Raw genomic sequence first — 25,916 nt, 5'->3', positions numbered from 1 at the left:
TTTATTCAGCCGAAGTGAAGTTTTCCGCTTCACACTGCACGCAGGTCCGACATGGCGGGACCGGCCGGGTGCTTCTGCACCCACCGAGTGGCTGCGTCGTGCCCGGCCTCGAACAGGCTCGTGCGCTGCTCGGGGGTCAGGTCGAAGTCGGTCCAGCGCACTCCCCTCGGCTTGGCGAAGATGCTGCGATCGATCGAGGTCGGGTCGCTCACGTGCCGGACCTGCGTCGAGTCGACGGTGGTCTTGATCAGGTTCGTCAGCAGGTCGATCGGCGAGGTCACGGGCTTGGCCTTGGCCCGCTGGCCGGCGGGCGAGCTCAGCCGCACCCCGAGCGTGGGCCAGCGACTGGGCCGGCCGTCCGTGCGGTCGAAGATCTCGATCGGGTAACTGCGCAGCAGGGAGCCGTCGACGAGCGTGAGCGTGCCGAACGGGGACGTCATCCGCTTCGGCTCGAACAGGAACGGGATGCCGGCCGACGCTCGGACGGCGCGCGCCACCGAGAACTCGTCGGGATCCACGTCGTGGGCGCGCAGGTCCCACGGTAGGAACATCGCCCGCTGGCGGGACAAATCGCTGGCGGTGACGACGAGCCGGTAGGACTCCCCCGGCGGCAGCGAGCTGCCCGGATCGGGGAACGCCAGGTCACCGAACGTCCGCACGCCCAGGTCGGCCAGCACGCCGCGGACCCACTGCTCCATATAGCGGCCCGGGTGCGCCCCCAGGTGGAACAGCACGCCCCACGCGTCGGCGGCACGCGGCCACCAGTTCAGCGCCCTGCTGCCGGGCCGGCGATCCAGGAACGCCTCGTAGTCGATCGTGCGCATGATGTCGTCGACCCGGCTGAACGGCTCGTTCGCGTGCTGCATCGCGGCCATGATCGCGCCGACCATCGCCCCGGCGGAGGATCCGCCGATCCGGGCGAACGCGTAGCCGTTCTCGACGAGCGCTGTCGCGGCGCCGACCAGCGCGATGCCCTTGACTCCCCCGCCCTCGAGGATCAGGTCGACCGTGCGCTTCTCGTCCACGGTTCGACTCTAGGACGTGGACGTGTCCCCGCCTCGCCGAGACGTCCCAGCACTGGGTTCTGTCACATGTCGGGATCGTCCGCGTCGGTGGCGAGCTCTTCCGCGTCGGGCGTCGGGTCGTCTGCGGTGAACCTCGCCAGCACCGCGAAGGCTTCGTCCGCGCGGACCACCGCGCGTTCCATCGCCTTGCTCATCCGCTCGCTCAGCTCGGCCGGCGAACGGCTGGGATCGCGCGACCGGGCGACGCTGGCCCCGGCATCGAAGCTGGCGACTGATCGAAAGAAGCGACTCACGACAGCCCACTCCTCGGCTGTGAGGTGCCGGGCGATCTTCTCGCGGTACTGGAGCCAGGAGTCCTGCGGCAGCGTGTAGGCACTCGACCAGTAGTGACCGTTCCGCACGGCCATGCTCATCCGTGCTCGCGCCTGCTCGACGTCGACGCGGACGATGCGTGCCGCGATCTTTGACTCGTCGCGTGAGGACGCCTCGGCCAGCCGTCGCGACTCGGCACGCTCCTGACGCCGCCGCTCCGCTTCGTCCTCACGACGCTGACGTTCGGTGGCCGCGTCGCGTCGTTGCTGCAGGAGAGAGACCCCAGCCGCCAGGGCGGCGCCGAAGATGGCGGCCGAGAAGGCCAGGCCCGCTGCCGCCCACTCGACGTCCATGCGGCCATTGACCCATCACGTCCGATGTCACACAACCCCTCAAGGTGACCGGTCCGCTGGAGTGAGACGGTGGCGACGTGGAGTCCTCAGGTGCCGCAGTAGGTCGTGTACCGCCCGAAGTCCTCCGGCGCTGGTGCGGCATACCTCTCGAGGCCCGGACGCTCCTCGAACGGGCGCTGGACGATCTCCAACAACTGCTCGAAGGGCGCGAGGTCGCCGGCCGTCGCGGCGTCGAGCGCCTCCTCCACCAGATGGTTGCGCGGGATGTGGACGGGATTGGCGCGGTCCATCGCGGTCGGGTCCGGCCCCACCGACTGCCAGCGCGACAGCCACTCGTCGATGGCTTTCAGGTCGACGAACAGTCCACGGAAGGGCTCGGCATCACCGCGGGCCGCCGACCCCAGCGCGCGGAAGCCGCTGGTCCAGTCGACGTGGTTGCTGTGCAGGAGATCGAGCAGCTCCTCCCCCAGCTTCGCCGCGATCGAGTCCTCCAGGCCGATGGGAAGGCCGAGCTTGGCTCGAAGACCCGCCGAATGGGTGACCGCGTATCTCGAGGCGAACGTGCCGAGCGACTCCATCGCGAGCTCGACCGCGGTGTCCTGGTCCTGCGCGAACAACGGGAGGAGCGCCTCCGCGAACCGCGCGAGGTTCCACTGGGCGACCGCCGCCTGGTTGCCGTAGGCGTAGCGGCCGCCGACGTCGATCGAGCTGAAGACCGCGCCCGGGTCGTACGCCTCGATGAACGCGCATGGCCCGTAGTCGATCGTCTCGCCGGAGATCGTCATGTTGTCGGTGTTCATCACACCGTGGACGAACCCGACGAGCATCCACCGTGCGATGAGATCGGCCTGCGCCTCGACCACGGCCTCGAACAGCGCCCGGTAAGGGTTGTCCGCAGACGCGGCTGCCGGGTGATGACGCTCGATCGCGTGGTCAGCCAGGCGTCGTAGCAACTCCACATCGCCGGTCGACGCGGCGTACTGGAACGTGCCGACGCGAAGGTGGCTGCTCGCCACCCGGGCCAGCACGGCGCCGGGCAGGATCGTCTCGCGACGCACGTCGCGTCCGGTGGCGACCACCGCCAGCGAGCGCGTCGTGGGCACGCCGAGGGCATGCATCGCCTCACTGATGACGTACTCGCGCAGCATGGGGCCGACGGCCGCGAACCCGTCGGCGCCACGGGAGAACGGTGTGCGCCCGGAGCCCTTCAGGTGCAGATCGCGGAGCCGCCCCTCACGGTCGACCAGCTCGCCCATCAGGAGCGCGCGGCCATCCCCGAGTCGCGCCGAGTAGCCGCCGAACTGGTGACCGGCGTAGGCCTGGGCGACCGGCGTGGCATCCGGCGGCACCGAGGTTCCGGTCAGGAGTCCGACACCGTCAGGGGTGCGCAGTACGTCTGCGTCCAGGCCGAGATCGGCGGCCAGCAGGTCGTTGAGCGCCAGCACCTTCGGGTCCGGCGTCTGCTCGGCTCGCCACGGCACGGCCAACTCAGGGAGCACCGTGGCGAATCGGTTCGACAGCGGCGCCGTCACGGGAGTTGTCGTCACCCCGTCCAGCGTACTGACCTCACGAGGCTCGATCAGGGCCAAACGGTCCCGCCGCAGGTAGGGCGGGACGAAGGCGGGGCTGCCGGTTCACCGTGACTCGTAGCCCGTCTCACGGATGAGTCGCGCGGGCACACCGGCGACGATGCCGTTGGCGGGCACGTCCTTCGTGACCACCGAGCCGGCTCCGACGATGGCCCCGTCCCCGATGGTGACACCCGGAACGACCGTCACGGAGGCACCGAGCCAGACCTTCGCGCCGATGACGATCGGCGCCGGCAGCATGTCCGCGCGTCGGTCGGGATCGACCGCGTGGTTGAGCGTGGTCAGCGTGGTGCCGTGACCGATGAGCGTGCCGTCGCCGATGGTGATGCCACCCGTGTCCTGGAACCGGCAGCCGAGTTGATGAAGACATCCTTGCCCAAGGTGAGGTTCTTGCCGAACTCACTGTGGAACGGCGGGAAGACCGCAACGGACTCGTCGATCTCCTTCCCGGTCAGCTCGGACAGCAAGGCTCGGACCTCGTCGGGTGAGCGGTCACCGGCGTTCAGCTTCCGTGATGCGGAAGGCTTCCTGGGCGGCGCCGTGCATGAATGCGTGCTGCTGCGATCCGCCCTCGATCAACGCACCACTGTTCACGTGGTCGAGAAAGTCCTGCAGGTCCATGTCGATGCTCCTCACGACGAGCCCCGGTAGGGCCCGAGGTCGCTCCCGCGGATGCAGGTCGCGGTGACCCGGATGATCGAGTCCGTCGGCTCGGTGATTCTGGGTCCTCGCGGTCCTCAGCCCGGACGTCTCCGGGCCTGTGCATGACCGCCTAGAGACCGATCGTGTCGTTCTCGCCGAGGTCGGGCTGCTTGTCGGTCACGAGGCCCTTCACCAGCTGGACCGCCGCGCTGATCTTGCCCGGCGACTCCCAGTACTCGGCGGAGGTCGCGTCGATGCGCAGGGCGATGTTGTCGGGGTCCTCCGGTCCGCCGGACATGAACGCGCCCGACGAGGCGTCCCACAGGTCCTTGACCTTGCCCTGATTGCGCTCGACGTGAGCAGTGCCGCTGAGTGAGACCCAGCCGGCGTCGCTCGAGTAGGCCACGTTCACCCGCGGGTCCGCCTGGAGCGCCTGCGCCTTCTCGCTGCTCGCCTCCGTGAGGAACCACGTGGTCCCGGGATGCTCGAAATCCTGCACGCCCATCGGCGTGGACACGAGCAAGCCCTCCTTCGACACGTAGGTCAGGACGGCGATCCTGGCGTCGCGCATGATCTTGGTGACGGTCTCGAGCTGGTCGTTGGTGGTCATGCATCGAGCCTCACATCATGGCCACGGTCTCGCCTCCCGAAGGACTCCGGGGTCGTAGGTCAGCCAGCCGTCCGGAGCTTCTCGGCAAGTCGGTCGCGATCCTCGGGCGAGACGGAGTCGGCGACGAAGACGCTCATCGTGTCCTGGCCAAGGCGGACGCCCAGGACCTCATCGGTCGGGTATTCGGCGAACTGCCAGGTGTCGACCCATCGCGGATCCTCCGGGAAGACCGACCCTCGGGCATCGACGCCTACGTCATCACAGTCAGCCATCTCCGCGCTCGCGAACTCCTTGGCCCGGTGGTCGGTGTCCATGGCGACCTGCGTGTAGACGATGCCACCGGAACGCACCTGGAGGTAGCAGTCGTTCGCCGTTCCGGACTCGCCGGCAAGCCCGCATCCCGCGACCGCGACCGTGAGGACGCACGTTATCGCGAGGAAGGAATGTCGCAGGGTTCGTGTGCTCACAGGACTCCTCGGACTCGAGTCCAGTATCACTCGGCGGCCTCCCGTCCACGACGTTTCGTCGCCGATGAGTTCTGTCGCGTGGCTCGTCGGCCCACCGTCGGAGGCGCCGATGGGCACGGCATCGACGGGACCGGGAAGCTGGCCGCTGAGGACGTCTGGTCCACAGGAACCTGGGCCTATCTCGCTGGCTGACGGAGTACTCGCTGCGGCCCGTGAGGCTTGTCAGTGGGGCACACTACGTTGGTTTCATGAGTTCGGGGATCGCGGGGGCGTGCGAAGTCGTGCGTCGGCGTCGCGCCATCGCGGAGTACGAGCAGTGGACCGTCGTCGTGTCCCACCACGACCGCCGCACTGCCGAGATCGACCGAACCGACGACATCGTGCTGTCCAAGGAGCTCGCGCGCCGCGAGGTCGTGCTCGAGCTGGCGCAGGCGCTGCACATCACCGAGCGCGCGGTCTGGGCGATCATCTTCCAGTCGCGGACGGTCCGCGAGCGCACTCCCTCGGTGTGGGCCGCCTTCCGCGCGGGCGACCTCGATGCCGCTCGCGTGAGTGCGATCGCCGACACTGCCGAACGACTCCAGACCCGCGATGCCTGGGCACGGCTCGAGCACTCCGGTCCCGAGTACGCCGCGACGCACACGATCGCCGAGCTGCGCGCCTGGCTTCGACGGTTGCGGGCCAAACTCGAGCCGGAGGCCACGAAGATCGAGGCCGCGAAGGCGGTCGACGAACGACGCGTGACCATCACCCACCTCGCCGATGGCACCAGCTGGCTGAATGCACTGCTGCCCACCGGCGTGGCCATCGCCGTCGGCGACCGCCTGCGCAAGGCGGCCAGGGCACTGCCCAGGGTCGATCCCGAGACCGACGAGACGGACCGCCGCACCCGCGACCAGAAGATGGCCGACCTGCTCACACACTGGCTCACGTGCTCCGAGGGCACCCGGACGGACATCCGCGCCGAGATCGCCATCAGCATCGCCGCGACCGACCTGATCGGACTCACCGACGGCCCCGGCCTCACGCTGGACGGCGAACCGGTCGGCAGCGACTGGGTCCGCGAGCTGGCCCAGTCCGAGCACAGCATCCTGCGACGACTCGTCCTCGACCCCATGGGCGAAGTGCTCGACACCACGGTCCTGAGCTATCGACCACCCGAGTCGCTCAGACAGGCACTCCGATGGCGGGACGGAAGCTGCCGCGTCGCCGGATGTCGAGCCCCGGTTCACGAGACCGACCAGGACCATGCGATCGACTACGACTCAGGTGGCGAGACGTCGGGGCGGAATCTCCGGTGCCTCTGCCGCAAGCACCACAACATGAAGTCACACGGTCACCTCGACGACCGCTACCTCGACACGCCTCTGCGCCACATCGAGCGCTACCTGCCGTGCCCGCCGATGCTGGTCGAGGTCGACCTCATCGACCCCGGACGTCTGGTGGGCTGAGGCTCAGGACAACTTCTCGAGGATCAGTTCGCGCACACGTCCCGCGTCAGCCTGGCCACGCATCTCCTTCATCACGAAGCCGATGAGCGCACCTGCCGCCGCCTGCTTGCCGTCGCGGATCTTCTGCGCCGCGTCGGGATCGTTCGCGATGGCGCGGTCGACCGCGTCGCCGAGGGCACCGTCGTCGGACACGACCTCGAGCCCGCGGGCGGCGACGACCGCCTCGGGCTCACCCTCGCCGGCCAGCACCCCCTCGAAGACCTGGCGGGCCAGCTTGTCGTTGATCCGCTTGGCATCGATGAGGCCCTGGATCTGCGCCACCTGGGTGGGCGTGATCGCGAGTGCCTGCAGGTCGGTGCCCCGCTCGTTGGCGGTGCGGGCCAACTCGCCCAGCCACCACTTCTTGGCGGCCTGCGGCGAGGCGCCGGCGGCGATCGTCTCGACCACGAGGTCGAGAGCACCCGCGCCGACGGTGTCGCGCATGTCGAGGTCGCTGAAGCCCCACTCGGACTGCAGTCGCTTGCGACGCTCGGACGGCGGCTCGGGCAGCGTGCCGCGCAACTCCTCGACCCACTCGCGCGACGGCGCGACCGGCGCGAGGTCGGGCTCGGGGAAGTAGCGGTAGTCGTCGGCGTCGGACTTCGGGCGACCGGCGGACGTGCTGCCGTCGGCCTCGTGGAAGTGACGCGTCTCCTGCAGGATCGAGCCGCCGCCGTCGAGGATCGCCGCGTGGCGACCGATCTCGTAGCGGACCGCGCGCTCGACCGAGCGGAACGAGTTGACGTTCTTCGTCTCCGTGCGCGTGCCCAGCTGGTCAGAGCCGAGCGGCTTGAGCGACAGGTTGACGTCGGCGCGCATCGAGCCCTGGTCCATGCGGGCGTCCGAGACGCCCAGCGCGACCATCAGGTCACGGATCTGGTTGACGAACGCACGCGCCACCAGGGGCGCCTTGTCACCCGGGACCTCGATCGTGCGGGTGACGATCTCGATCAGCGGGATGCCGGCGCGGTTGTAGTCGAGCAGCGAGTGCTCGGCTCCGTGGATGCGACCCGTGCTGCCGCCGACGTGCAGCGACTTGCCCGTGTCCTCCTCCATGTGCGCGCGCTCGATCTCGATCCGGTACGTCTCGCCCTCCACGTCAACGTCGATGAAGCCGTCGAACGCGATCGGCTCGTCGTACTGCGACGTCTGGAAGTTCTTCGGCATGTCCGGGTAGAAGTAGTTCTTCCGCGCGAATCGGCACCACTCGGCGATCTGGCAGTTGAGCGCGAGGCCCATGCGGATCGCGGACTCGACGGCCTTGGCGTTGACCACCGGCAGCGCGCCGGGCAGGCCCAGGCACACGGGACAGATCTGCGTGTTCGGCTCGGCGCCGAAAGTGGTCGAGCAGCCGCAGAACATCTTCGTCGTGCTGTTGAGCTCGACGTGGATCTCCAGGCCCATGACCGGCTGGTACCGGCTGAGCGCCTCGTCGAACGGGACGAGCTTCGTGGCGGTGGTGCTCATCGGGCGACCTCCAACTCGGGTGCCTGGGCGGCGAAGGGACTACCGTCGCGGTCGGCGACGAGACGCTCGACGGCGGCGGCGGCGTTGTACAGGCGGTCATCGGCCATGGCCGGAGCCAGGAACTGCAGGCCCACCGGCAGGCCGTCCGAGAGGCCGATCGGCAGCGAGATGCCGGGGACGCCCGCCAGGTTCGCCGGGATGGTGGCGATGTCCTGCGCGTACATGGCCAGCGGGTCGTCGAGCTTCTCGCCCAGCGGCCACGCGACGGTGGGAGACGTGGGCGACGCCAGGACGTCGACCTTCTCGAAGGCGGCCTCGAAGTCGCGCGCGATGAGCGTGCGGACCTTCTGCGCCGAGCCGTAGTAGGCGTCGTAGTACCCGCTGGACAGCGCGTAGGTGCCCAGGATGATGCGGCGCTTGACCTCGTCGCCGAAGCCCGCGTCGCGCGAGGCGGCCATGACCTGCTCGGCGCTCGGGTCGGCGATGCCGTCGGGCATGACCCGCAGGCCGTAACGCATCGCGTCGAACTTGGCCAGGTTGCTGCTGGCCTCGCTCGGCATCACGAGGTAGTAGGCCGCCAGGCCGTGGGCGAAGCTGGGGCACGAGACCTCGACGATCTCGGCGCCGGCCTTCGCCAGCATCTCGATCGACTCCTCGAAGCGCTGGCGGACACCGGGCTGGAAGCCCTCGCCGCCGAGTTCGGTCACGACGCCGACGCGCAGGCCAGCGACGTCGCCGCGGCGAGCGGCCTCGACCACCGGCGGGACCGGCATGTCGAGGCTGGTGGAGTCACGGGGGTCGTGACCGGCCATGACCTCGTGCAGCAGGGCCGCGTCGAGGACGGTGCGGGTGACGGGACCGGCCTGGTCGAGGCTGCTGGCCATCGCGACGAGGCCGTAGCGCGAGACGCCACCGTAGGTGGGCTTGACGCCGACGGTGCCGGTGACGGCGCCGGGCTGGCGGATCGAGCCGCCCGTGTCGGTGCCGACCGCGAGCGGGGCCTCGAACGCCGCGACCGCCGCGGCGGAGCCGCCGCCCGAGCCGCCCGGGATGCGGTCGGTGTCCCACGGGTTGCGGGTGGGGCCGTACGCCGAGTGCTCGGTGGAGGAGCCCATCGCGAACTCGTCCATGTTGGTCTTGCCCAGGATCGGCATACCGGCGGCCTTGAGCCTCGACACGACGGTGGAGTCGTACGGCGGCACCCAGCCCTCGAGCATCCTCGAGCCGCAGGTCGTGGGCATGCCCGTGGTCGTCAGGACGTCCTTGACCGCGATCGGGACGCCGGCGAGCGCGTGCAGAGACTCACCCGCGTCACGGCGCCGGTCGACGTCGGCCGCCGTGGCGAGAGCGCCTTCGGCGTCCACGTGAAGGTAGGCGTGGATGCGGCCGTCGACGGCCGCGATCCGGTCGAGGTGCTGCTGCGTGACCTCGACCGACGTGGTGGAGCCGTCGGCCAGCGCCGCGGCGATGTCGGCTGCGGTCGAACGGGTCTGGTCGCTCATTCTTCTCCCAGGATCTTCGGCACGAGGAAGCGCTGCTCCTCGCTGGCGGGGGCACCGGCCAGCGCCGCGTCGGGCGTCAGGCTCGGGGTGGCCTCGTCGGGCCGGAACACGTTCGTGACCGGGACGGGGTGACTCATGGCGGGGACGTCGTCGCCGGCCGCCTCCTGGACCACCTGGACGTACTCGACGATGGCGGGCAGCTCGGCGCCCAGCCGGTCGAGTTCTGAGTCGGACAGGTCGATCCGCGCGAGGCTCGCCAGATGGGCGACGTCGTCGCGGGAGATCTCGGGTGACGACATGGTCGCCATCCTAGTGAGCGGCGCCCGAGCGCCGGCACTCAGGACTGCGACGCGTAGTTGATCAGTTCCCAGCGTCCGCTGGCCCACATGACGTCGTAGGTGACCGCGACGCTCTCGGCCGGTGACTTGGACTGCGCCTCGCCACTGGTCTTGTCGACGCGCTGGGACGCCGGAAGGTCGATCTGGGCCTTGACGACCCACTTGTCACCGGCCGGATCCTTCGTGGCAGCCACGTCGCGCACCGACGGCCGCTGCTCGTACAGGACGATCTCGTTGCCGTAGGACTCGCCGATCTCACCCGCGCGGGCGCACGGCACGCAGGTCGTCGGATCACCCAGGTTCGCGAGGACGGCCGAGTCGTGGGTCGCCAGCGTGTAGGGGGTCACCAGGGCCAGGTAGTCGATGTACGCGCGCAGGCCCTCCTCGGTCTTGACGTCCTCGGGACGCTCCGGCTTGGCCTTCTGGTCCCACTGGGCGCTCGCCGACGCCTCGGGCGTGGCGGAGAACTCGGGCAGGCCCGCGTCGTCGTCCTGCCCGCCACAGCCCGCCAGTGCCACCAGCGCGAGGACGAGGGAGGCGGCCAACCGCCTCATCGGGTGCCCGTCACGAGGGACTGGATCTCGCCCACGGCCAGGGCGTACGGAGCGCTCGTGGCGACGATCGGCTCATCGAGCGTGATCGTGCCGGCACCGGGAACCTGCGCCGACACGGCGAACGAGCGCGCCGCCGTGACCGAGACCGAGCCGCCCCGTCGGTACAGGTGCTCGACCGCGTCGGCCTGGCCGACGGACGCGCCGGCGACACCGTTGCCGGTGCCCGTGCTGCCGTCGCCGAAGTTCCAGGTGGTCGAGGTCTCGGTGAACGTGATGGTGACCGAGCGGCCGAGGATCTCGACCGTGCGCGTGGCCCCGCCGCCGGGCGCGGAGAAGTTCGTCGGGATGTTGACGAACGTCCGGGTGGCCGGCTCGATCGAGACGACCGGCACGGGCGCCAGGGCGCGGGCCTGGTCGCGGATCATCTCGGGCGTGATCTCGGGCAGCTCCTCCTCGGGCGCTTCCTCCGGCTCGATGCAGCCGGTGGTCTGCCCGGTCGATTCCCACTCGCCCCACGCGCCGCCCGTGCGGTCACGGCGCTCCTGGTGGTACCAGACCCGCGGTGCCGCACACGGGGACGGATGCAGGACCCATCGGTACTGCACGTTCGGGTCGGCCGGGGGGCCGCTGGGGTCGCCGGGGCCGGGTCCGGATCCGGGCCCGCCGGGGATCTCCTCCTCGCCGCCCAGGTCCACTCCGGGGACCTCGGGGTTGGGGGTGAGATCCCAGTCGTTCGCCTGGACCGGCGCTGCCGCCCACAACATCATGACGGCCACCAGACCCACGATCCATCGCCAGCGCATCAGCACGTTCCTCCCCGAACCGCAGTCGACAACACCCCGAGCATATACGTCAGGACGACTGGGGACCTTCCGCGAGCAGCTTCTTGAACCCAGCCTCGTCGAGGATCGGGACGCCGAGCTCCTCGGCCTTGTCCGCCTTCGAGCCGGCGTTCTCGCCGACGACGACGTAGTCGGTCTTCTTGCTGACCGATCCGGCCGCCTTGCCGCCCGCGGCGATGATCGCCTCCTTCACCGAGTCGCGGGTGAAGTCCTCGAGTCCGCCGGTGACGACGATCGTCAGGCCGTCGAGCACTCCCCCACCCAGCGCCGCGGCCCCCGGGCCGGGGTGGTCGGGGATCGCGAACCGGACACCGGCCGCCTGCCACTGGTCGACGATGTCGCGGTGCCAGTCGACCTCGAACCAGTCGATGACGGAGTCGGCGATGATCCCGCCCACGCCCTCGACCGCCGCGAGCTCGTCGCGGGTGGCGGCGCGGATGGCGTCGATCGAGCCGAAGTACTGCGCCAGAGCTCGGGCGGCGACCGGGCCGACGTGACGGATGTTGAGGGAGACGAGCTGGCGCCAGAAGTCCTTGGTCTTGGCCTTCTCGAGCTCGTCGAGCAGCACCTGCGCCTGCTTGGACGGGTCGCCCGTCTTCACTCGGAACGGAGTGCGGACCACCGCCAGGCCCGACTTCTCGTCGAGCTTCTCCTCGCCCGTCTCGGCATCGCGGACGACCACCTCGATCGGCACGAGCTGGTCGACGGTGAGGTCGAACAGGCCGGCCTCGGAGTCCAGCGGGGCACCCTTGCCCTGGGTGAGGGCCGCAGCCGTGACCTCGCCGAGCGCCTCGATGTCGAGGGCGCCGCGCGAGCCGACGTGCTCGACGCGGCCGCGCACCTGGGCCGGGCACGTGCGCGCGTTGGGACAGCGCAGGTCCTTGTCGCCCTCCTTCATGGCGCGCAAGGGCGTACCGCACTCGGGGCAGCCCTCGGGCATGACGAACGCCCGCTCGCTGCCGTCGCGGCGCTCGACCACGGGACCCAGCACCTCGGGGATCACGTCGCCGGCCTTGCGCAGGACGACGGTGTCGCCGATCAGCACGCCCTTGGCCTTGACGACGTCCTGGTTGTGCAGGGTCGCCTGGCGCACGACGCTGCCGGCCACGCGAACCGGCTCCATCTGCGCGTACGGGGTGGCCCGGCCCGTGCGGCCGACGGAGACGACGATGTCGAGCAGCGTCGTCTGGACCTCCTCGGGCGGGTACTTGTAGGCGATCGCCCAGCGCGGCGCGCGACTGGTCTCGCCCAGCTCGGGGTGCAGGGCCAGCTCGTCGACCTTGACGACGAGGCCGTCGATCTCGTGCTGGAGGGAGTGACGCTGGCCGCCCAGCTGGGCGACACGCTCGAGGACGTCGTCGACCTCGTCGAACACGCGCGTGTTGGGGCTGGTGGGCAGGCCCCACTCCTGCAGCAGCTGGTAGACCTCGCTCTGCGCAGCCACCGGCGGGCGCTCCCACGCACCGATGCCGTGGACGTAGAGGTTGAGGACCGCGATGCGCTCGTGCCCGGCCTCGAGCTCGAGGCCCGACTTCTTGTCGAGCTGCTGGCGCAGTCCACCACTGGCGGCGTTGCGGGGGTTGGCGAAGGCCGGGAAGCGCCGCGCCGCGCTGGCCGTCGCGCGCTCCTCGGTGACGCCGCGACCGGTGGCCTCGGCCACGGCACGCTCGCGCAGCTGTGCCTGGAAGGCGTTGAGGCGCTCGAACTCGGCGATGCCGATGAAGACCTCGCCGCGCACCTCGACCAGGGGCGGGTGGCCCTCGCCCGCGAGCCGCTCGGGGATGCCGGCGACCTTGAGCGCGTTGACCGTGACGTCCTCGCCGACCCGACCGTCACCGCGCGTGGCGGCCGTGACGAGGACGCCGTCCTCGTACCGCAGGTTGATCGCGAGGCCGTCGATCTTGGCCTCGGTCAGCCAGCGGACCTTGCGTCCCGCGGCCCGCGTGGTCTTGGCGCACCAGTCGCGCAGGTCCTCGGGCGAGAACACGTTGTCGAGGCTGAGCATCCGCTCGGCGTGCTGGATCGGCGGCAGCGCCGTGGTGCCGGTGGCGGCACCCACGTTGAGGGTGGGCGAGTCCTGGCCCTGCAGCTCGGGGTGGAGCCGCTCGAGCTCCTCGAGCCGGTGCATCCAGGCGTCGTACGTGGCGTCGTCGACGAGCGACGTGTCGCGCCCGTAGTACGCGTCGCGAGCCTGCTCGATCTGCTCGACCAGATGGGTCGCCTCGTCGCGTGCCGCCTCGGGGCCGGGCTCGTCCTGGGGCAGTCCCCGATCGCGTTCTTCCGCCATGGCGCCGAGCCTAGTGCCGCTCACCGACAGGGTCATGACGACGCATCGGGCGGTCGAGTTGCCGCCACCGTCGATCTGCTTAGGGTTGCCGATCATGAGACTGCGCCGCGTGACGACCCGCACCCGGGGATGGACCCGGAGGCGTGCCGGGCGCGGCTGGACGTACCTCGACGAGGACGGTCGCGTCATCACCGGCGAGGACCGCGAGCGCATCGAGGGACTCGTCATCCCGCCGGCGTGGCAGGACGTGTGGATCTGCCCGTGGCCCAACGGGCACCTGCAGGCGACGGGCGTCGACGAGGCCGGGCGGACGCAGTACCTGTACCACCCGGACTGGGTGCACCAGCGCAACCTGCAGAAGTTCGACCGGGTGAGCGAGATCGCCGCGGAGCTGCCGAAGCTGCGTGCCCTCGTGGCCGAGCACATCAACGACCGCCGGGGCACGCTCGAGCACGCCGCGGCGGTCGCGGTCCGCATGCTCGACTCGGGTTCCTTCCGGGTCGGCAACGACGTCTACGCCAAGCAGGGCAGCTTCGGCCTCACGACCCTCGAGCGCCGGCACGTCCGCGCCAAGGGCGACATCCTCGTGTTCTCGTTCGTGGGCAAGTCGGGGGTCGAGCACCGCGTCGACCTCGACGACATGGAGGTCGTCGAGGCGCTGAACCGGATGCGCCGGCGCCGCAACGGAGGACCGCGCCTGCTGGAGTACCGAGCGGGACGCTCCTCGATCGCGCCGCTGGCCTCGTCGGACGTGAACGCCTTCCTGCAGCAGCAGACCGGGCTCGAGATCAGCGCGAAGGACCTGCGCACCTGGGCGGCCACCGTGCTGGCCGCCGAGCTGCTGGCCCTCTCGGACGAGCCGGGTGACACGAAAGCGTCCCGTGCCCGGGCGGTGCGCGCCACCATGACCGAGGTCGCGCTCGCCCTGGGCAACACGCCCACCGTCGTGCGCAGCTCGTACGTGGACCCGCGGCTGGTCAGCCTCTACGAGTCCGGCACCGTGATCCCGCGGCAGTCGTTCGAGGACGTCATCGACGCGTTCGAGCGGCGTCACGCCATCGAGCGCGAGACGCTCAAGCTGCTGCGCAAGGCGGAGTGAGCAGGCTTACGTCAGCGAGGCGGCGGCCTTCGCGGCCGACTCGAGCGCGTGACGCGACTCGGCCGGCGTGCGTCCGGCCAGTCCGCACGCGGGCGTGACCGCTCCACGTGCCGAGAACGACTCCGGCGCGAAGCCGAGGCGGCCCATGAAGTCCTCGACGCGCGCGGCGTCCGCCCCGCCGAACCACAGGTCCGTGCCGCGCTCGAAGGCCTCGGCCCACGCGTCGCCGGGCTGGGCCAGGGTGACGTCGAACGCGATCGCGGCGAAGCCCACTCCGGCCAGCAGCGCCACCGGCACGTCGGGCGCGCAGCTGTGGACGACCGGGGTCGCGCCGGCGGAGGTGATGGCGTCGACGACAGGCCTCAGCAACGCGTCGGCCAACGGCACGTCGACACTGCGGTGCCGGCCGAAGCCGCTGGCGGTCGGGACGCGGCCACCGAGGACGGCGGTGATGGCGGGCTCGTCCACCTGGACCACGACCTCGCCGGCGAAGCAGCGGCGCAGCTCGGCCACGTGCTCGACGAGGGCCTCGGCGAGCGCCTCGGACAGCTCGCGCCGGGCGCCGTGGTCCGACAGCACCTTGTCGCCACGGGGTCGCTCGATGGTCGCGGCCAGGGTGAGCGGGCCGGTGACCTGCTGCTTGACGCGTACGTCCTGACCGGCGAGCAGCTCCTCGAGGATGTCGAGGTCCGTCCGGAGCGCGGAGCGTGCGCGCCGCTGGTCCATCCCCTCTCCCGGCGCCAGCCGCCACCCGGCGGGCTGCAGGTCGATCGGCAGCGGCAGCAGTCCCGCGGTCCGGCCGATCATCGCCGACGGCGCACCACGATCCGGCAGCTCGGGGACGAAGACGATGCCCGCGTCGCCGAACGTGTCGATCACGAATCGCGCGATGGCGGAGAGGTCCTCGCCCGGCATCGAGCCGATTCCCGTTGCGCGCATGCCGCCGATTGTCCCCCACGCCCGCCTGTGAGAATCATCCGGTGACCGTCCGTACCGCGACCGAGACCGACGTGGACGCGCTCGTCGAGCTCGCCGCCCTGACGTTTCCCCTCGCCTGCCCGCCGGACATGCCCGAGGCGGACATGGCCGCCTTCGTCGCCGAGCATCTCTCGGCCGGCCGGTTCAGGGCCCACCTCGCGAACGACGACGCGGAGGTCCTGGTCGTCGACGACGGCGTCGGTCTCGCGGGCTACACCCTCACGTTCGACGGGGAGCCGTACGACCTCGTGATCGCGGACCTCGTCCGCTCGCGCCCAACCGTGGAACTGAGCAAGTGCTACGCCGACCCGCGCGCCCACGGCACGGGGGTCTCCTCGCGACTGATGGAGGCCGTCCTCGACCGGGCGGCTTCGCGCGGCGCGGCGAGCGTGTGGCTCGGCGTCAACGGGCGCAACGAGAGAGCCCAGCGCTTCTATGCCAAGCACGGGTTCGCCGTCGTGGGCGAGCGCCGCTTCGTGGTGGGCGGGCGCACCGAGGACGACCTCGTGCTCGAGCGCACGCTGCCGTGATCAATCGGTGGCGGACCCGCGGCCCGAGCTCCAGTACCAGCGCGACCACTGGTCCCCGGACGCCGTCACGCACGACCTGAACGCCACGTGGTCGCCGCGTCGCGGCCGCGGGACGCCGGCGAGCCGCCTGGGGTCCTGGACCGCGGCCGGGTCGTTGACCCAGCAGGCGCTCGCGCCCACGCAGGAGTCGTCGTAGGGAGCGTGCAGGTCGCACTCCTGGTCGGTGCGATGCGGGGCGGCGAGGGCGATGGTCTCGGCGCCGGTACCGCCCAGGAACTCGTAGTCGGCGGCGGACCCGGCGCCGGGTCGGTCCCCGTGCGCGGCGTGGGCCGCGGCGGCCAGGAGCAGGAACGTGATGACCGTGACCAGCGTGGCCGGGAGCAGTCTCAGCACGTCTTGCCCATGTCGGCGATGTCCCTGGTCGCCATCTCGTCGACCACGAGCCACGCTCCCTCGACCTGCTTCATGACGCTTCCCGTCAGCTCCCATCCGTACTTCTGCGCCGACCACGGCTCACCGTCGACGCGCGCCGTCCACTCATCGGCGTTGACGCAGGCCAGAACCATCGCGGAGCCGTCCATCCGACGGACCTCGACGTCGCGGAACTCCGGCGCGCCGACGCGCACGAGTCCGTGGCGTCCGTAGTTGCGCAACCGTCGCGTCTGCGTCTCCAGTGCCTTCCCGGTGGCGGTCCGGGCGAACGTCCCGCGATCCAGCTCGCCCGTGTTCTCCGAGTCGATCCGCGCCTGCCAGTAGGTGCTCCAGCGGTCCTCCACCTCGGCGGAGGCCTGGTCGGCGCCGGCGGCCTCGGCGACCAGCGGACGGTCGTCGGACGAGTCGTCCGAGCCGCCGCACGCGGCCGAGACCAGCATCACCGACAGCGCTGCGACGACGGAGAATCGCGTCTTCCGGGGTCCGAGCACGGGCTCAAGTGTAAGGAGGCACTTCGTTGAGCCTTCACTCAGGTTGCGGCGGCCGCGTTCTCGTGCAGCCGGCGCTGGACGGCGCGTGCGGCGACCCGCCCGGCCCGATTGGCGCCGATCGTCGAGGCCGACGGCCCGTACCCGACCAACTGCACGCGTGGGTCGACGACGGACGTCGTGGCGGACGAGGCAGTGGCGCCCAGCTGGATCCCGCCGTGCGGCGACCGCAGTCGCAGCGGTGCCAGGTGGTCGACGTCGGGACGGAAGCCCGTGGCCCAGATGATGACGTCGATGGGCTCGAACGAGCCGTCGGCCCAGCGCACGCCGTCCGACTCGATCCGCTCGAACATCGGGCGACGCTCGTAGGCGCCGAGCCGGGCGGCCTCCTGCTCCTGGGGGCGCAGCATCAGCCCCGTGACGCTGACGACGCTGCGCGGCGGCAGTCCGCGCCTGACCCGCTCCTCGACCTGCGCGACCGCCTCGCGCCCCTCGACCTCGCCGAACCCATCGGTGCGCCAGACGGGCTCGCGCCGGGTGACCCACAGTGTGTCCGTGACCGGTCGCAGGGCGCCGAGGAACTGCACCGCCGAGGCACCGCCGCCGACCACCAGGACACGCTGGCCCCGGAAAGCCTCGGGGCCCGGGTAGTCGACGGTGTGCAGCTGCCGTCCCGCGAAGACGTCCTGGCCCGGGTAGTGCGGCACGAAGGGCCGGCGCCAGGTGCCGGTGGCGTTGATGATCGTGCGGGCGAGCCAGGTGCGGCCATCGGCCACCTCGATACGCAGGAGCCCGTCCTCGTCTCGGACGGCGCGCACCTCGGCGTCACGCACGACCGGCAGGTCGTGGCGATCCTCGTAGTCCGCGAAGTAGTCCGGCACGAAGGCGTTCGCGCGTTCGGGACCGACGGCGTCGGGCACCGCCTGGCCGGGCAGGTCGGCGACGCGGTGGACGTCATTCATCGTCAGCGCGTCCCAGCGGTGCTGCCACGCGCCGCCGGGACGGCGGTTGGCGTCCAGGACCAGGTGGTCGACGCCCAACCGCGTCAGGTGGAAGGACGACGACAGACCCGCCTGACCGGCGCCGATCACGACGCTGTCGACGACCTCCGGACGCTCTACCCGCACGCCCGGGTCAACGAGCGGGAGCGACCGTTGATTCCACCCGCGAGGTGCGGGCGATCGTGGCGGACCCGACGACGCGGGTGCCCTCGTAGATCACGCAGGCCTGACCGGGCGCGATGCCGGTCGCGGGGTCCAGCAGCCGGACGCGAACCACGTCCCCGTCGACCAGGACCGTCGCGCGGTGCTCGTCACCATGGGCGCGCAGCTGGACCGTGCACTCGAGCTCGCCGACGGGCGGCTCGTCGCACCACAGCGGACGGATCCCCTCGATCGCGTCGATGGCCAGGTGCTCGCGCGGGCCGACGGTGACCGTTCCCGAGACGGGCTCGATGTCGAGGACGAAGCGCGGCTTGCCGTCCGGCGCCGGGACGCCCAGCCGCAGACCCTTGCGCTGGCCGATCGTGAAGGCGTAGGCGCCGTCGTGGCTGCCGACGGACGCGCCGGACTCGTCGACGATCGGCCCGGGCTGGGGGCCCAGCTTGTCCGCGAGCCAGCCCGCGTTGTCGCCGTCGGCGATGAAGCAGATGTCGTGGCTGTCGGGCTTGTTGGCGACCTGCAGGTCGCGACGAGCCGCCTCCTCGCGCACGAGCGACTTGGGGTCGTCGCCGAGCGGGAAGACCGAGCGTCGCAACTGGTCCTGGGTCAGCACGCCCAGCACGTAGGACTGGTCCTTGCCGTGGTCGACGGCGCGGTGCAGCTCGACGACCTCGCCGGCCTCACCGTCGCGGATGACGAGACGCGCGTAGTGGCCCGTGACGACACCGTCGAACCCCAGCGCGACAGCACGCTCGAGGACGGCCGCGAACTTGATCTTCTCATTGCAGCGCAGGCACGGGTTGGGCGTGCGGCCGGCGGTGTACTCGGCGATGAAGTCCTCGACGACCTCGTCGGCGAACTCGTCGCTCATGTCCCACACGAAGAACGGGATGCCGATCACGTCGGCGGCGCGACGCGCGTCGCCCGCGTCCTCGATCGAGCAGCAGCCACGCGCGCCGGACCGGTACGAGCGCGGGTTGCGGCTGAGCGCGAGGTGGACCCCGGTGACGTCGTGGCCCGCGTCGACCGCCCTCGCCGCGGCGACGGCCGAGTCGACGCCGCCGGACATCGCGGCGATGAGCCTCATGCCGTCCGGCTCCGGACGAGGCCCGCGGCGCGAGCGCGCTCGTGGACGGCGGGCAGCACCTCGAGCAGGCGGTCGATGTCGGCCTCGGTCGAGGTGTGGCCGAGGCTGAACCGCAGCGACCCGCGGGCGGCCGCGTCGTCGAAGCCCATCGCGAGCAGGACGTGGCTGGGCTGGGGAACGCCGGCCTGGCAGGCCGAGCCCGTCGAGACCTCGACGCCCTGCGCGTCCAGCAGCATGAGCAGCGCGTCGCCCTCGCAACCCGGGAAGGTCACGTGCGCGATGTTCGGCAGTCGGTGCTCGGGCCCCGAGGCGGGATCGCCGTTGACGACGGCGTCGGGGACGAGGCGCGTGACGCCTTCCACGAGGCGGGCGCGCAGGCGCTCGATCCGCCCGACGGCCTCGGCCTGGCGCTGGACGGTGACGTCGAGCGCGGTCGCGAACCCCGCGATCATCGCGACGCTGACGGTGCCCGAGCGCAGGTCGCGCTCCTGTCCCCCACCGTGCAGCAGCGGCGTGGCCTCGAGCTCACGACGGATCACGAGGGCGCCCACGCCCACGGGGCCGCCCAGCTTGTGTGCCGTGACCGTCATCGCGTCGAGGTCCACCGCCGCGAAGTCCAGTGGCAGGTAGCCGGCCGCCTGGACGGCGTCCGAGTGCACCGGGATGCCGTGCTCGTGCGCGATCTCGACGACCTCGCGGACGGGCTGGATCGTGCCCATCTCGTTGTTGGCCCACATCGTCGTGATGGCGGTGACGTCGTCGGGGGCGGCCTCGATGGTGGCGCGCAGCGCGTCGAGACGGATGCGGCCCTGGCGGTCGACGGGCGTGACGTCGATCCGGGCGCCCTCATGAGCGGCCAGCCAGGTCACGGGGTCGAGCAGGGCGTGGTGCTCGATCGAGCTGAAGACCACCCGGTCACGGTGTGAATCGGCTGAACGGCGGGCCCAGTACAGACCCTTGATCGCGAGGTTGTTGGCCTCGGTGCCGCCCGAGCAGAAGACGACCTCGCTGGGCCGGGCGCCGAGCCGCTCGGCGATCAGCTCACGCGACTCCTCCACGACCCGGCGGGCACGTCGACCGGACTCGTGCAGGCTGGAGGGGTTGCCCGTGCGGAGCATCTCCTCGTGCATGACCTGGATGGCCTCGGGCCACATCGTGGTCGTGGCCGCGTGGTCGAGGTAGACGCGAGCGGGGGTCGTGGACATCACCTCCAGCGTAATGGGCAACCCAGAACCCGCCGCCGGGCCGTTCGTGACTCGCAGTTGCAGCGCCGGTGCACGCGCCCTACATTGACGGGCAACGTGAGGGGGACGCGTGCGGGTCGAGTTGAACCACGCCCAGCTGTCGAGGGCACGAGCCGAGGTCAAGCGTCTCTTCGAAGCCGTCACGGCCGGTGTCCCCCAGGCCACCTCGGCCTCCCCCATCTCCCTGCCGAGCCTCAGCGCCCTGGGCGCCAAGGCCGAGTGGCTGCGCGAGCAGCTGCCTCTGCTCGCCGACCTGACCGCGGTGGCGATGCTCCTGGACGCCGACGGCGACGGACACGCGACGGTCACCGTTCCCGGCGACACCTGGGACCGCGCCGCGATGGTCCGCGAGGTCGGCGACCAGCGCTTCGGTCCCGGGTTCGTGGAGGCCACCGGGCTCGCGGGCGAGGAGCTCGCCGACCTGCTGCTGACGCTGGGCTCGGTGGGCCACGATTCCCCGCCCGGCTCGGTGATGACGCCCGAGGAGCTGCGGCAGTTCATCATCGACCACCCGAAGGTCGCCGAGGCGCTGCAGGACACGCTGCCGCTCGGCGAGGGCCCGGCCGGCACCCTTCGCTCGCTCACGGGCTCGTTCGTCACGTCGGTCGACGGCGTGGCCGAGGCCTACGAGCAGCGGCGGCTGGCGGGGCGTGACCTCTTCGCGAACCTCTCCCCCGCCGACGCCGCCATCCTCGCGATGACGTACCCCTCGATCGTCGGCAACCTGTCGGGCGTCCCGTTCGAGAATCGCGCGGACGCCAACACGGTCAACGTGGTCGCGGCCCTGGCGAGGGAGCGCCGCACACTGGCCGACCAGCGCGACCAGCACGCGCGGAACCAGGACGACTGGGACTTCCTGGGACGCAACAACGACGACCTCGAGGGGCCGATCAAGGACCTCGAGAAGCGCATCGAGCTCTACGAATCGATCCTCGAGGGCAACCGCACGATCATCCACTTCGACCCGGCCGGCGACGGAGCGATCGCCGAGTTGCACGGCACGATCGACCAGCACACCAGGAACGTCGGCGTCCTCGTCCCGGGCACCGGGACCAGGTTGTCGAACTTCGAGAGGGGCGTCGCGCTGCGTTCACGCGAGTTCGTGGCACAGCGCGCCAGCGGTGACCTGGCGATGATCTCGTGGATGGGCGGCGACCTGCCCGACAGCGTGGCCACGGACGCACCGTTCGCGAACTACGCCAGGGACCTCGGCCCGGGCCTGGCCGACTTCTCGCGCGACCTGCAGCTGGAGAACCAGCGCGCCGGCGGCACCAACCCGCCGAGGGTCACGGTCGCCGGGCATTCGTACGGCGGAGCGGTCGTCGGCCGATCGGAGTTGCACGGGCTGGTCGCCGACCGCGTCCTGCACATCGAATCAGCCGGCATGGGGCACGACGTCCATGACCGCGACGACCTGCCGTCGTCCCAGTCGGCGGTCAGGCGCTACTCGATGACCGCGCCGGACGACCCGATCTCGCTCAGCCAAGGTGTGCAGGTCGGCGACAACATCGGGCACGGCGCGGATCCCGACACCTTCGACGGCACGACCCGGCTCCACACCGGCAACCGCGTCGACGGCGAGCCCAACACCGGAATCGACTCCCACACGCAGGTCTTCGAGAAGAACAGCGACGCCTGGAGGAACATGGTCGAGGTGTTCAACGGTGGCGAGGTGCAGACGTACCGGTCGCCCCACTACGAACATGTCTACACCGGCCGTGGCACCGTCACGTACCAGGACGGCTGGAACGACGACGGCGAGAGGATCGACATCCCATGAGACCCACGCTCGTCGCCCTGGCGATCTGCGGGGCGCTCCTGTCAGGTTGCGGCAAGGAAGAGGACGGCATGGAACAGCAAGAACGCGCCGAGGCACGGGCCGCGCAGACTCGCGCGCACATCGACGACCTCGCGGCCCGCGTCGGCACGGCCCCACAGGTGGTGCAGGACGAGATCGGCGACTGTGTCCCCGGGCAGGAGGACAGCGGCCTCAACCCGACGTACACGGTGCACGTCACGACCGATGACACGTCGGTCGCCCGGCTGACTGGCGAGGTGGCCGACCACTTCGCCGCCGAGGGTTGGACGGTCAAGCGCGACCCCGTGGATCCCGAGGACGGCGAGGTCAGCGTCCGGTTCGCCAAGGAAGAGTTCAACATGGGCGCCCAGATCAGCGAGAAGGCCGGCCGGGCCGCCGTCGGCGGCTCCGGTGGCTGCGTCAAGTGAGCCTGCGTTGACCGGACTGCTCGCGCTCGACCAGCGGTGCCCGTGATCACGATGTGGACTTCTTATTGTGCTTCGCAGTCTCACCCAATACGATGGGAACATCAGTTCGAGTGAATCGGGGGATTCGTGGACGTCATCGGTGGGCTCAGGTCGGGGCAGCGGTTCCTGGCGTCTGCGCGTGCCCGTGACCTCGAGTCCTTGACCCCGGATCAGGTGGCGGCTGAGGCGGCTGCGGTGCAGTCGCTGGAGCGTGAGGCGGCGGCGTTGAAGATGGCGTTGTTCGCGGTCGCCGAGCAGAAGAAGGCCCATCAGGGCACCGGCGCGGTCGACATGACGGCGTTGGTCGCGAACGGGTCGGGGATCACGCGGCGTGAGGCGACCAAGCAGATCAAGCTCGCCACGCGGATTGAGACCGCGCCGCAGGTGAAGAAGGCGCTCGCGAAGCCGGGGATGTCGACGGCGAAGGCCGCGATCGTCACCGGCGCGCTGGACGAGTTGCCGGCGGATCTGACGGCCGCGCAGCGTGACCAGGTCGAGTTCGAGTTGGTGGAAGCCGCTCAGGAGATGACGGCCGATCAGCTGACCCGCAAGGCCAAGCGCGCGATCGAGACGCTCGACATCAAGCGCGCGGATGACATCGAGAACAAGCGCCTCCAACGTGAGGAACACGCGCAACGACAGCTGTCGGAGTTCTGGATCGGACGTCCCGACGAGAGCACCGGGCTGGTCAAGTTCGGTGGCAGAACCGACGCGCTGACTGCGGACATGCTGCGTGCGGTGATCGAGTCGAAGACCAGCCCCCGCAAGCGCGCGATGGCGGTTGCAGACAAGACCGGTGTCGAGCTGTCTCCGGTCGAGGATCGCTGTGACATGACGCCGGCTGAGAAGGCGGGCGAGGCGTTCGCGGAGATCGTCCGGCACCTGCCGAGCGAGTCGTTCGGCAACCATGGCGGCGTCAACGCGGCACTGGTCGTCACGATCGACGAGAAGGCCCTGCGGGGCGAGACCGACCGCGCTGGGGTCACCGAGTTCGGCACCAGCATCAGCGCCGGCGAACTCCGCATGATCGCCTGCGGCGCCGGCATCCTGCCCGCTGTCCTCGACGGAAGCTCAGTCCCGTTGGACGTCGGACGGACCAAGCGGTTCCACACCCAGAAGCAACGCATCGCGCTCGGCCAACGAGACCAGGGCTGTGCCTACCCCGGTTGCGATCGACCACCAGGCTGGTGCGAATCACACCACGCCACCCGATGGTCCGACGGCGGACACACCACCATCGACGACGGCGTCCTGCTCTGCGCACACCACCACCGACACGTCCACCAAACCGACATCCCGATCCGCTTCACCGACCGGCACCCCGAGTTCCAGATCCGCGGCACCTGGCAACACAACCACCGCTACCGACCCCGCCAACGAGAACTCATCCCCGCATGAACCCGATGATCGTGCCCGCCGGCGGCGTGGTCGCCTACGAGATCTGTGATCCCGCCTGCGGCCAGAGCTCGTCGATGAGCGTGGCCGTGGTCGGGTCCATCGGCTCGCCGGCCAGCGCGGTCTCGAGCTGCTCGACCGCGGCCGCGACGCCGCCGGCGCCGCCGCTCGCGTGCCGGGAGCGGATCACGATGCGCCACGCCTCGTCGTGCGTCGGATAGATCCGCAGCACCGCACCCGCGGCTGCCGCGGCACCGGCGGGGTCGCGGCCGTCCTGCTGCAGGGACGCGAGGCGCATGGCAGCGTCGACCACCAGCTCACCGACCAAGCGCGGCAGGTCGAGGGTGGCGACCCACGCGTACCGGCCGCGAGGCGTGTCCTCGAAGGCCGGGCCACGGACCAGCTTGAGGGCTCGTCGCAGCAGGTCGATCTCGTCGCGCGGGAACTCGGCCCGGCGGCTGGCGATCACCAGCTGGCGGAACGCGTCCCAGTCGCAGACGACGTCCGGGCCCAAGGACAGGCGCCCGTCGAGGCTCTCGCGCAGGCGGTGGCCACCCTCGCGGTCCGAGCCCAGCCACGCACGAGCGCGGTCGATGTTGGCGTCGCGGACCTCGGGCGTGACGCCGAGCGGCCAGACGGCTCCGGCGAGGACCGTCGGGTGGACACCCTCGGGATGCATGGCCAGGAAGGCCACGATCTCGGTCAGGACCGAAGCGCGACGCTCATCGGGCTCACCCGGACCCTCGACCGTGACGGGACCGAGCACGCCCACGCGGGCGGTGGCGGTGAGCCACGCGGCATCGTCGGCGTCGCGGCGCGGCAGCGCGATGGCCACCCGGTCCGCGTCGTCACCCGTGCGGGTGGACATGCCGGCCGAGGCGAACAGCGCAGCGACGGCCTCGGCATGGTGCGCACCGATGCGGTTGGCAGTGACGGCCAGTCCCAGCTGGGGCACGTGCAGCGTGCCGTTCTCGTCGACGTGCAGGCGCCAGCGGGCGGCCTCGTGCTCGCCGATGGCGATCGCGGCCGTGCCGGGACGGCTGGTGGCCACCGTGGCCAGGCGCTGCATCGCGAAGCCCGGGATGGTGGATCCGACTGCCAGCACCGTGACCTCGTCGTCACTCTGGCGGCCCGTCAGGACGTCGGAGTCGCGCCCGGACTCCACCTCGGACGCAGCGGACTCGACGTCCGGGACGAGCGTGATCCGCTCGGCGACCTCGGACACCGCCGGCGGCAGCCCCGTCGCCAGGACGCGCACGGAGCGCGACCACGGGCTGACGGCGGCCTGCAGGGCCAGCGACGTGACGATCTCGCTGCTGACGTGCAGGTCGCCACCGATCGTGATCAGGCCTCCGGACGACGCGAGGTCGACCAGCACGTCGCGACCGTTGCCATCGACGCCCAGGCTCACGAGCGAGGGGTAGGCCGGCTCGGCGTCGGGCGACTCGATCGTGGCCGGGTCCTCGGTGAAGCGCCAGATCGCGCCGTCGTCGACGGCCTCCCAGCCCGCGACCGCCTCGGGCACGGCCGGGGCCAGGTGCAGCTCGACGGTGTCGTGGCCGACGACGGCCGCGTAGGCGGACGGCACCTCGACACCGGCATGGGCGCAGGCGAAGGACAGCTGGCGCAGGACGGCCTCGAGTCCCCGTGCGCGCTCGGGATCGGCGGCCAGGCGCAGATCGGCCTCGGTCTCGCGCGCCGACTCGTCGGGCTCGCGCCCGGGACGGCGGCGACGGGACACGGCCAGGGCGGCGATGAGT

General features: G+C 70.8%; 25 protein-coding genes and 1 pseudogene. 7 read left to right on the top strand and 19 right to left on the bottom strand.

The genetic code is table 11. The features are described 5' to 3' along the window. Positions 1-29: 29 nt before the first annotated feature. The 4 genes and pseudogenes from RT323_RS06965 to RT323_RS06950 form a co-directional block, all read right to left on the bottom strand. Positions 30-1,025, bottom strand: coding sequence for a patatin-like phospholipase family protein (locus RT323_RS06965; protein ID WP_313406313.1), 996 nt, complete (start codon positions 1,023-1,025; stop codon positions 30-32). A gap of 62 nt (positions 1,026-1,087) precedes the next feature. Next, a complete protein-coding gene (locus tag RT323_RS06960; protein WP_313406310.1) occupies positions 1,088-1,690 on the bottom strand; it encodes a hypothetical protein in 603 nt (200 codons plus the stop codon). Positions 1,691-1,776: 86 nt separating this feature from the next. Next, positions 1,777-3,237 (bottom strand): protein adenylyltransferase SelO family protein, encoded by a 1,461-nt coding sequence (locus tag RT323_RS06955; RefSeq protein WP_313406308.1) that lies wholly within the window; start codon positions 3,235-3,237, stop codon positions 1,777-1,779. Positions 3,238-3,351: 114 nt separating this feature from the next. Beyond that, positions 3,352-3,495, bottom strand: a pseudogene (locus RT323_RS06950) (DapH/DapD/GlmU-related protein); the annotation flags it as partial. A 78-nt stretch (positions 3,496-3,573) separates the two neighbouring features. Here RT323_RS06950 and RT323_RS06945 point away from each other — a divergent pair. Continuing rightward, positions 3,574-3,930 carry a hypothetical protein gene (locus RT323_RS06945; protein ID WP_313406302.1) on the top strand — a complete coding sequence of 119 codons (357 nt, stop codon included), beginning with the start codon at positions 3,574-3,576 and terminating at the stop codon, positions 3,928-3,930. Between the two features lie 121 nt (positions 3,931-4,051). Here RT323_RS06945 and RT323_RS06935 read toward each other — a convergent pair whose 3' ends face one another. After that, entirely contained in the window at positions 4,052-4,531 is a 480-nt protein-coding gene (locus RT323_RS06935; protein WP_313406299.1) for a pyridoxamine 5'-phosphate oxidase family protein, read from the bottom strand. 59 nt (positions 4,532-4,590) lie between these two features. Next, positions 4,591-5,115: a DUF6281 family protein gene (locus RT323_RS06930; RefSeq protein WP_313406296.1), complete on the bottom strand. Its 525-nt coding sequence runs from the start codon at positions 5,113-5,115 to the stop codon at positions 4,591-4,593. A 131-nt stretch (positions 5,116-5,246) separates the two neighbouring features. Between RT323_RS06930 and RT323_RS06925 the strand changes: the two genes are divergently transcribed. After that, positions 5,247-6,449: a DUF222 domain-containing protein gene (locus RT323_RS06925; protein WP_313406294.1), complete on the top strand. Its 1,203-nt coding sequence runs from the start codon at positions 5,247-5,249 to the stop codon at positions 6,447-6,449. 3 nt (positions 6,450-6,452) lie between these two features. On the opposite strand, the gene gatB is transcribed toward RT323_RS06925, so the two are convergent. The 6 genes from gatB to ligA are packed head-to-tail and all read right to left on the bottom strand — an operon-like array spanning position 6,453 to position 13,478. Then, positions 6,453-7,955, bottom strand: a complete 1,503-nt coding sequence (gatB, locus tag RT323_RS06920) for an Asp-tRNA(Asn)/Glu-tRNA(Gln) amidotransferase subunit GatB (protein ID WP_313406291.1) — start codon at positions 7,953-7,955, stop codon at positions 6,453-6,455. Beyond that, positions 7,952-9,457, bottom strand: coding sequence for an Asp-tRNA(Asn)/Glu-tRNA(Gln) amidotransferase subunit GatA (gene gatA / locus RT323_RS06915; RefSeq protein ID WP_313406290.1), 1,506 nt, complete (start codon positions 9,455-9,457; stop codon positions 7,952-7,954). Before gatA ends, gatB begins: the two co-directional genes overlap by 4 nt. Continuing rightward, entirely contained in the window at positions 9,454-9,756 is a 303-nt protein-coding gene (gene gatC / locus RT323_RS06910) for an Asp-tRNA(Asn)/Glu-tRNA(Gln) amidotransferase subunit GatC (protein ID WP_313406288.1), read from the bottom strand. Before gatC ends, gatA begins: the two co-directional genes overlap by 4 nt. A 38-nt stretch (positions 9,757-9,794) precedes the next feature. Then, positions 9,795-10,349: a DUF6318 family protein gene (locus RT323_RS06905; RefSeq protein WP_313406286.1), complete on the bottom strand. Its 555-nt coding sequence runs from the start codon at positions 10,347-10,349 to the stop codon at positions 9,795-9,797. After that, positions 10,346-11,152 (bottom strand): hypothetical protein, encoded by an 807-nt coding sequence (locus tag RT323_RS06900; RefSeq protein WP_313406283.1) that lies wholly within the window; start codon positions 11,150-11,152, stop codon positions 10,346-10,348. Before RT323_RS06900 ends, RT323_RS06905 begins: the two co-directional genes overlap by 4 nt. A gap of 49 nt (positions 11,153-11,201) precedes the next feature. Then, entirely contained in the window at positions 11,202-13,478 is a 2,277-nt protein-coding gene (gene ligA / locus RT323_RS06895) for an NAD-dependent DNA ligase LigA (RefSeq protein WP_313406280.1), read from the bottom strand. Positions 13,479-13,572: 94 nt separating this feature from the next. On the opposite strand from ligA, the gene RT323_RS06890 reads away from it, so the two are divergent. After that, positions 13,573-14,577 (top strand): DNA topoisomerase IB, encoded by a 1,005-nt coding sequence (locus tag RT323_RS06890; protein ID WP_313406277.1) that lies wholly within the window; start codon positions 13,573-13,575, stop codon positions 14,575-14,577. Between the two features lie 6 nt (positions 14,578-14,583). Here the strand turns inward: RT323_RS06890 and RT323_RS06885 are convergent, their stop codons facing one another. Then, a complete protein-coding gene (locus tag RT323_RS06885) occupies positions 14,584-15,516 on the bottom strand; it encodes a methionine synthase (protein ID WP_313406274.1) in 933 nt (310 codons plus the stop codon). Between the two features lie 41 nt (positions 15,517-15,557). On the opposite strand from RT323_RS06885, the gene RT323_RS06880 reads away from it, so the two are divergent. Further along, the gene (locus tag RT323_RS06880) at positions 15,558-16,085 is read left to right on the top strand and encodes a GNAT family N-acetyltransferase (RefSeq protein ID WP_313406271.1); all 528 of its coding nucleotides are present in this window, start codon (positions 15,558-15,560) and stop codon (positions 16,083-16,085) included. Here the strand turns inward: RT323_RS06880 and RT323_RS06875 are convergent, their stop codons facing one another. The 5 genes from RT323_RS06875 to RT323_RS06855 are packed head-to-tail and all read right to left on the bottom strand — an operon-like array spanning position 16,086 to position 20,457. Continuing rightward, a complete protein-coding gene (locus tag RT323_RS06875) occupies positions 16,086-16,478 on the bottom strand; it encodes a hypothetical protein (RefSeq protein ID WP_313406268.1) in 393 nt (130 codons plus the stop codon). It abuts the gene before it with no gap. Further along, positions 16,472-17,008: a hypothetical protein gene (locus RT323_RS06870; protein ID WP_313406265.1), complete on the bottom strand. Its 537-nt coding sequence runs from the start codon at positions 17,006-17,008 to the stop codon at positions 16,472-16,474. Before RT323_RS06870 ends, RT323_RS06875 begins: the two co-directional genes overlap by 7 nt. 38 nt (positions 17,009-17,046) lie before the next feature. Beyond that, positions 17,047-18,132, bottom strand: a complete 1,086-nt coding sequence (locus tag RT323_RS06865) for an NAD(P)-binding domain-containing protein (RefSeq protein ID WP_313406262.1) — start codon at positions 18,130-18,132, stop codon at positions 17,047-17,049. A gap of 7 nt (positions 18,133-18,139) precedes the next feature. Next, positions 18,140-19,252, bottom strand: a complete 1,113-nt coding sequence (gene mnmA, locus RT323_RS06860) for a tRNA 2-thiouridine(34) synthase MnmA (RefSeq protein ID WP_313406259.1) — start codon at positions 19,250-19,252, stop codon at positions 18,140-18,142. Next, positions 19,249-20,457, bottom strand: coding sequence for a cysteine desulfurase family protein (locus tag RT323_RS06855; protein ID WP_313406256.1), 1,209 nt, complete (start codon positions 20,455-20,457; stop codon positions 19,249-19,251). The genes mnmA and RT323_RS06855 overlap by 4 nt, the downstream gene beginning before the upstream one ends. A gap of 109 nt (positions 20,458-20,566) precedes the next feature. Here RT323_RS06855 and RT323_RS06850 point away from each other — a divergent pair, with 109 nt between their 5' ends. From RT323_RS06850 to RT323_RS06840, 3 genes are all read left to right on the top strand, one after another. Beyond that, a complete protein-coding gene (locus tag RT323_RS06850; RefSeq protein WP_313406253.1) occupies positions 20,567-22,276 on the top strand; it encodes an alpha/beta hydrolase in 1,710 nt (569 codons plus the stop codon). Further along, the gene (locus RT323_RS06845) at positions 22,273-22,722 is read left to right on the top strand and encodes a hypothetical protein (RefSeq protein ID WP_313406250.1); all 450 of its coding nucleotides are present in this window, start codon (positions 22,273-22,275) and stop codon (positions 22,720-22,722) included. The genes RT323_RS06850 and RT323_RS06845 overlap by 4 nt, the downstream gene beginning before the upstream one ends. Positions 22,723-22,920: 198 nt before the next feature. Continuing rightward, a complete protein-coding gene (locus RT323_RS06840) occupies positions 22,921-24,159 on the top strand; it encodes a DUF222 domain-containing protein (RefSeq protein WP_313406247.1) in 1,239 nt (412 codons plus the stop codon). A gap of 34 nt (positions 24,160-24,193) precedes the next feature. On the opposite strand, the gene RT323_RS06835 is transcribed toward RT323_RS06840, so the two are convergent. Then, positions 24,194-25,916: BTAD domain-containing putative transcriptional regulator (locus tag RT323_RS06835; protein WP_313406245.1), on the bottom strand; the 1,723-nt coding region annotated here is incomplete at its 5' end.

It is taken from the genome of Aeromicrobium sp. (assembly GCF_032084975.1).
Classification (GTDB): domain Bacteria; phylum Actinomycetota; class Actinomycetes; order Propionibacteriales; family Nocardioidaceae; genus Aeromicrobium.
The sequence above is the reverse complement of the archived record's forward strand: the minus strand, read 5'-3'. Positions and strand labels throughout refer to the sequence as shown.

What these genes read in the sequence shown, in the direction of transcription:
- mnmA (WP_313406259.1), bottom strand. Translation starts at nt 19,252, where the DNA reads ATGAGGCTCATCGCCGCGATGTCCGGCGGCGTCGACTCGGCCGTCGCC.
- gatC (WP_313406288.1), bottom strand. Translation starts at nt 9,756, where the DNA reads ATGTCGTCACCCGAGATCTCCCGCGACGACGTCGCCCATCTGGCGAGC.
- RT323_RS06935 (WP_313406299.1), bottom strand. Translation starts at nt 4,531, where the DNA reads ATGACCACCAACGACCAGCTCGAGACCGTCACCAAGATCATGCGCGAC.
- RT323_RS06885 (WP_313406274.1), bottom strand. Translation starts at nt 15,516, where the DNA reads ATGCGCGCAACGGGAATCGGCTCGATGCCGGGCGAGGACCTCTCCGCC.
- RT323_RS06925 (WP_313406294.1), top strand. Translation starts at nt 5,247, where the DNA reads ATGAGTTCGGGGATCGCGGGGGCGTGCGAAGTCGTGCGTCGGCGTCGC.
- RT323_RS06960 (WP_313406310.1), bottom strand. Translation starts at nt 1,690, where the DNA reads ATGGACGTCGAGTGGGCGGCAGCGGGCCTGGCCTTCTCGGCCGCCATC.
- RT323_RS06900 (WP_313406283.1), bottom strand. Translation starts at nt 11,152, where the DNA reads ATGCGCTGGCGATGGATCGTGGGTCTGGTGGCCGTCATGATGTTGTGG.
- RT323_RS06845 (WP_313406250.1), top strand. Translation starts at nt 22,273, where the DNA reads ATGAGACCCACGCTCGTCGCCCTGGCGATCTGCGGGGCGCTCCTGTCA.
- RT323_RS06855 (WP_313406256.1), bottom strand. Translation starts at nt 20,457, where the DNA reads ATGTCCACGACCCCCGCTCGCGTCTACCTCGACCACGCGGCCACGACC.
- RT323_RS06905 (WP_313406286.1), bottom strand. Translation starts at nt 10,349, where the DNA reads ATGAGGCGGTTGGCCGCCTCCCTCGTCCTCGCGCTGGTGGCACTGGCG.
- gatB (WP_313406291.1), bottom strand. Translation starts at nt 7,955, where the DNA reads ATGAGCACCACCGCCACGAAGCTCGTCCCGTTCGACGAGGCGCTCAGC.
- gatA (WP_313406290.1), bottom strand. Translation starts at nt 9,457, where the DNA reads ATGAGCGACCAGACCCGTTCGACCGCAGCCGACATCGCCGCGGCGCTG.
- RT323_RS06890 (WP_313406277.1), top strand. Translation starts at nt 13,573, where the DNA reads ATGAGACTGCGCCGCGTGACGACCCGCACCCGGGGATGGACCCGGAGG.
- ligA (WP_313406280.1), bottom strand. Translation starts at nt 13,478, where the DNA reads ATGGCGGAAGAACGCGATCGGGGACTGCCCCAGGACGAGCCCGGCCCC.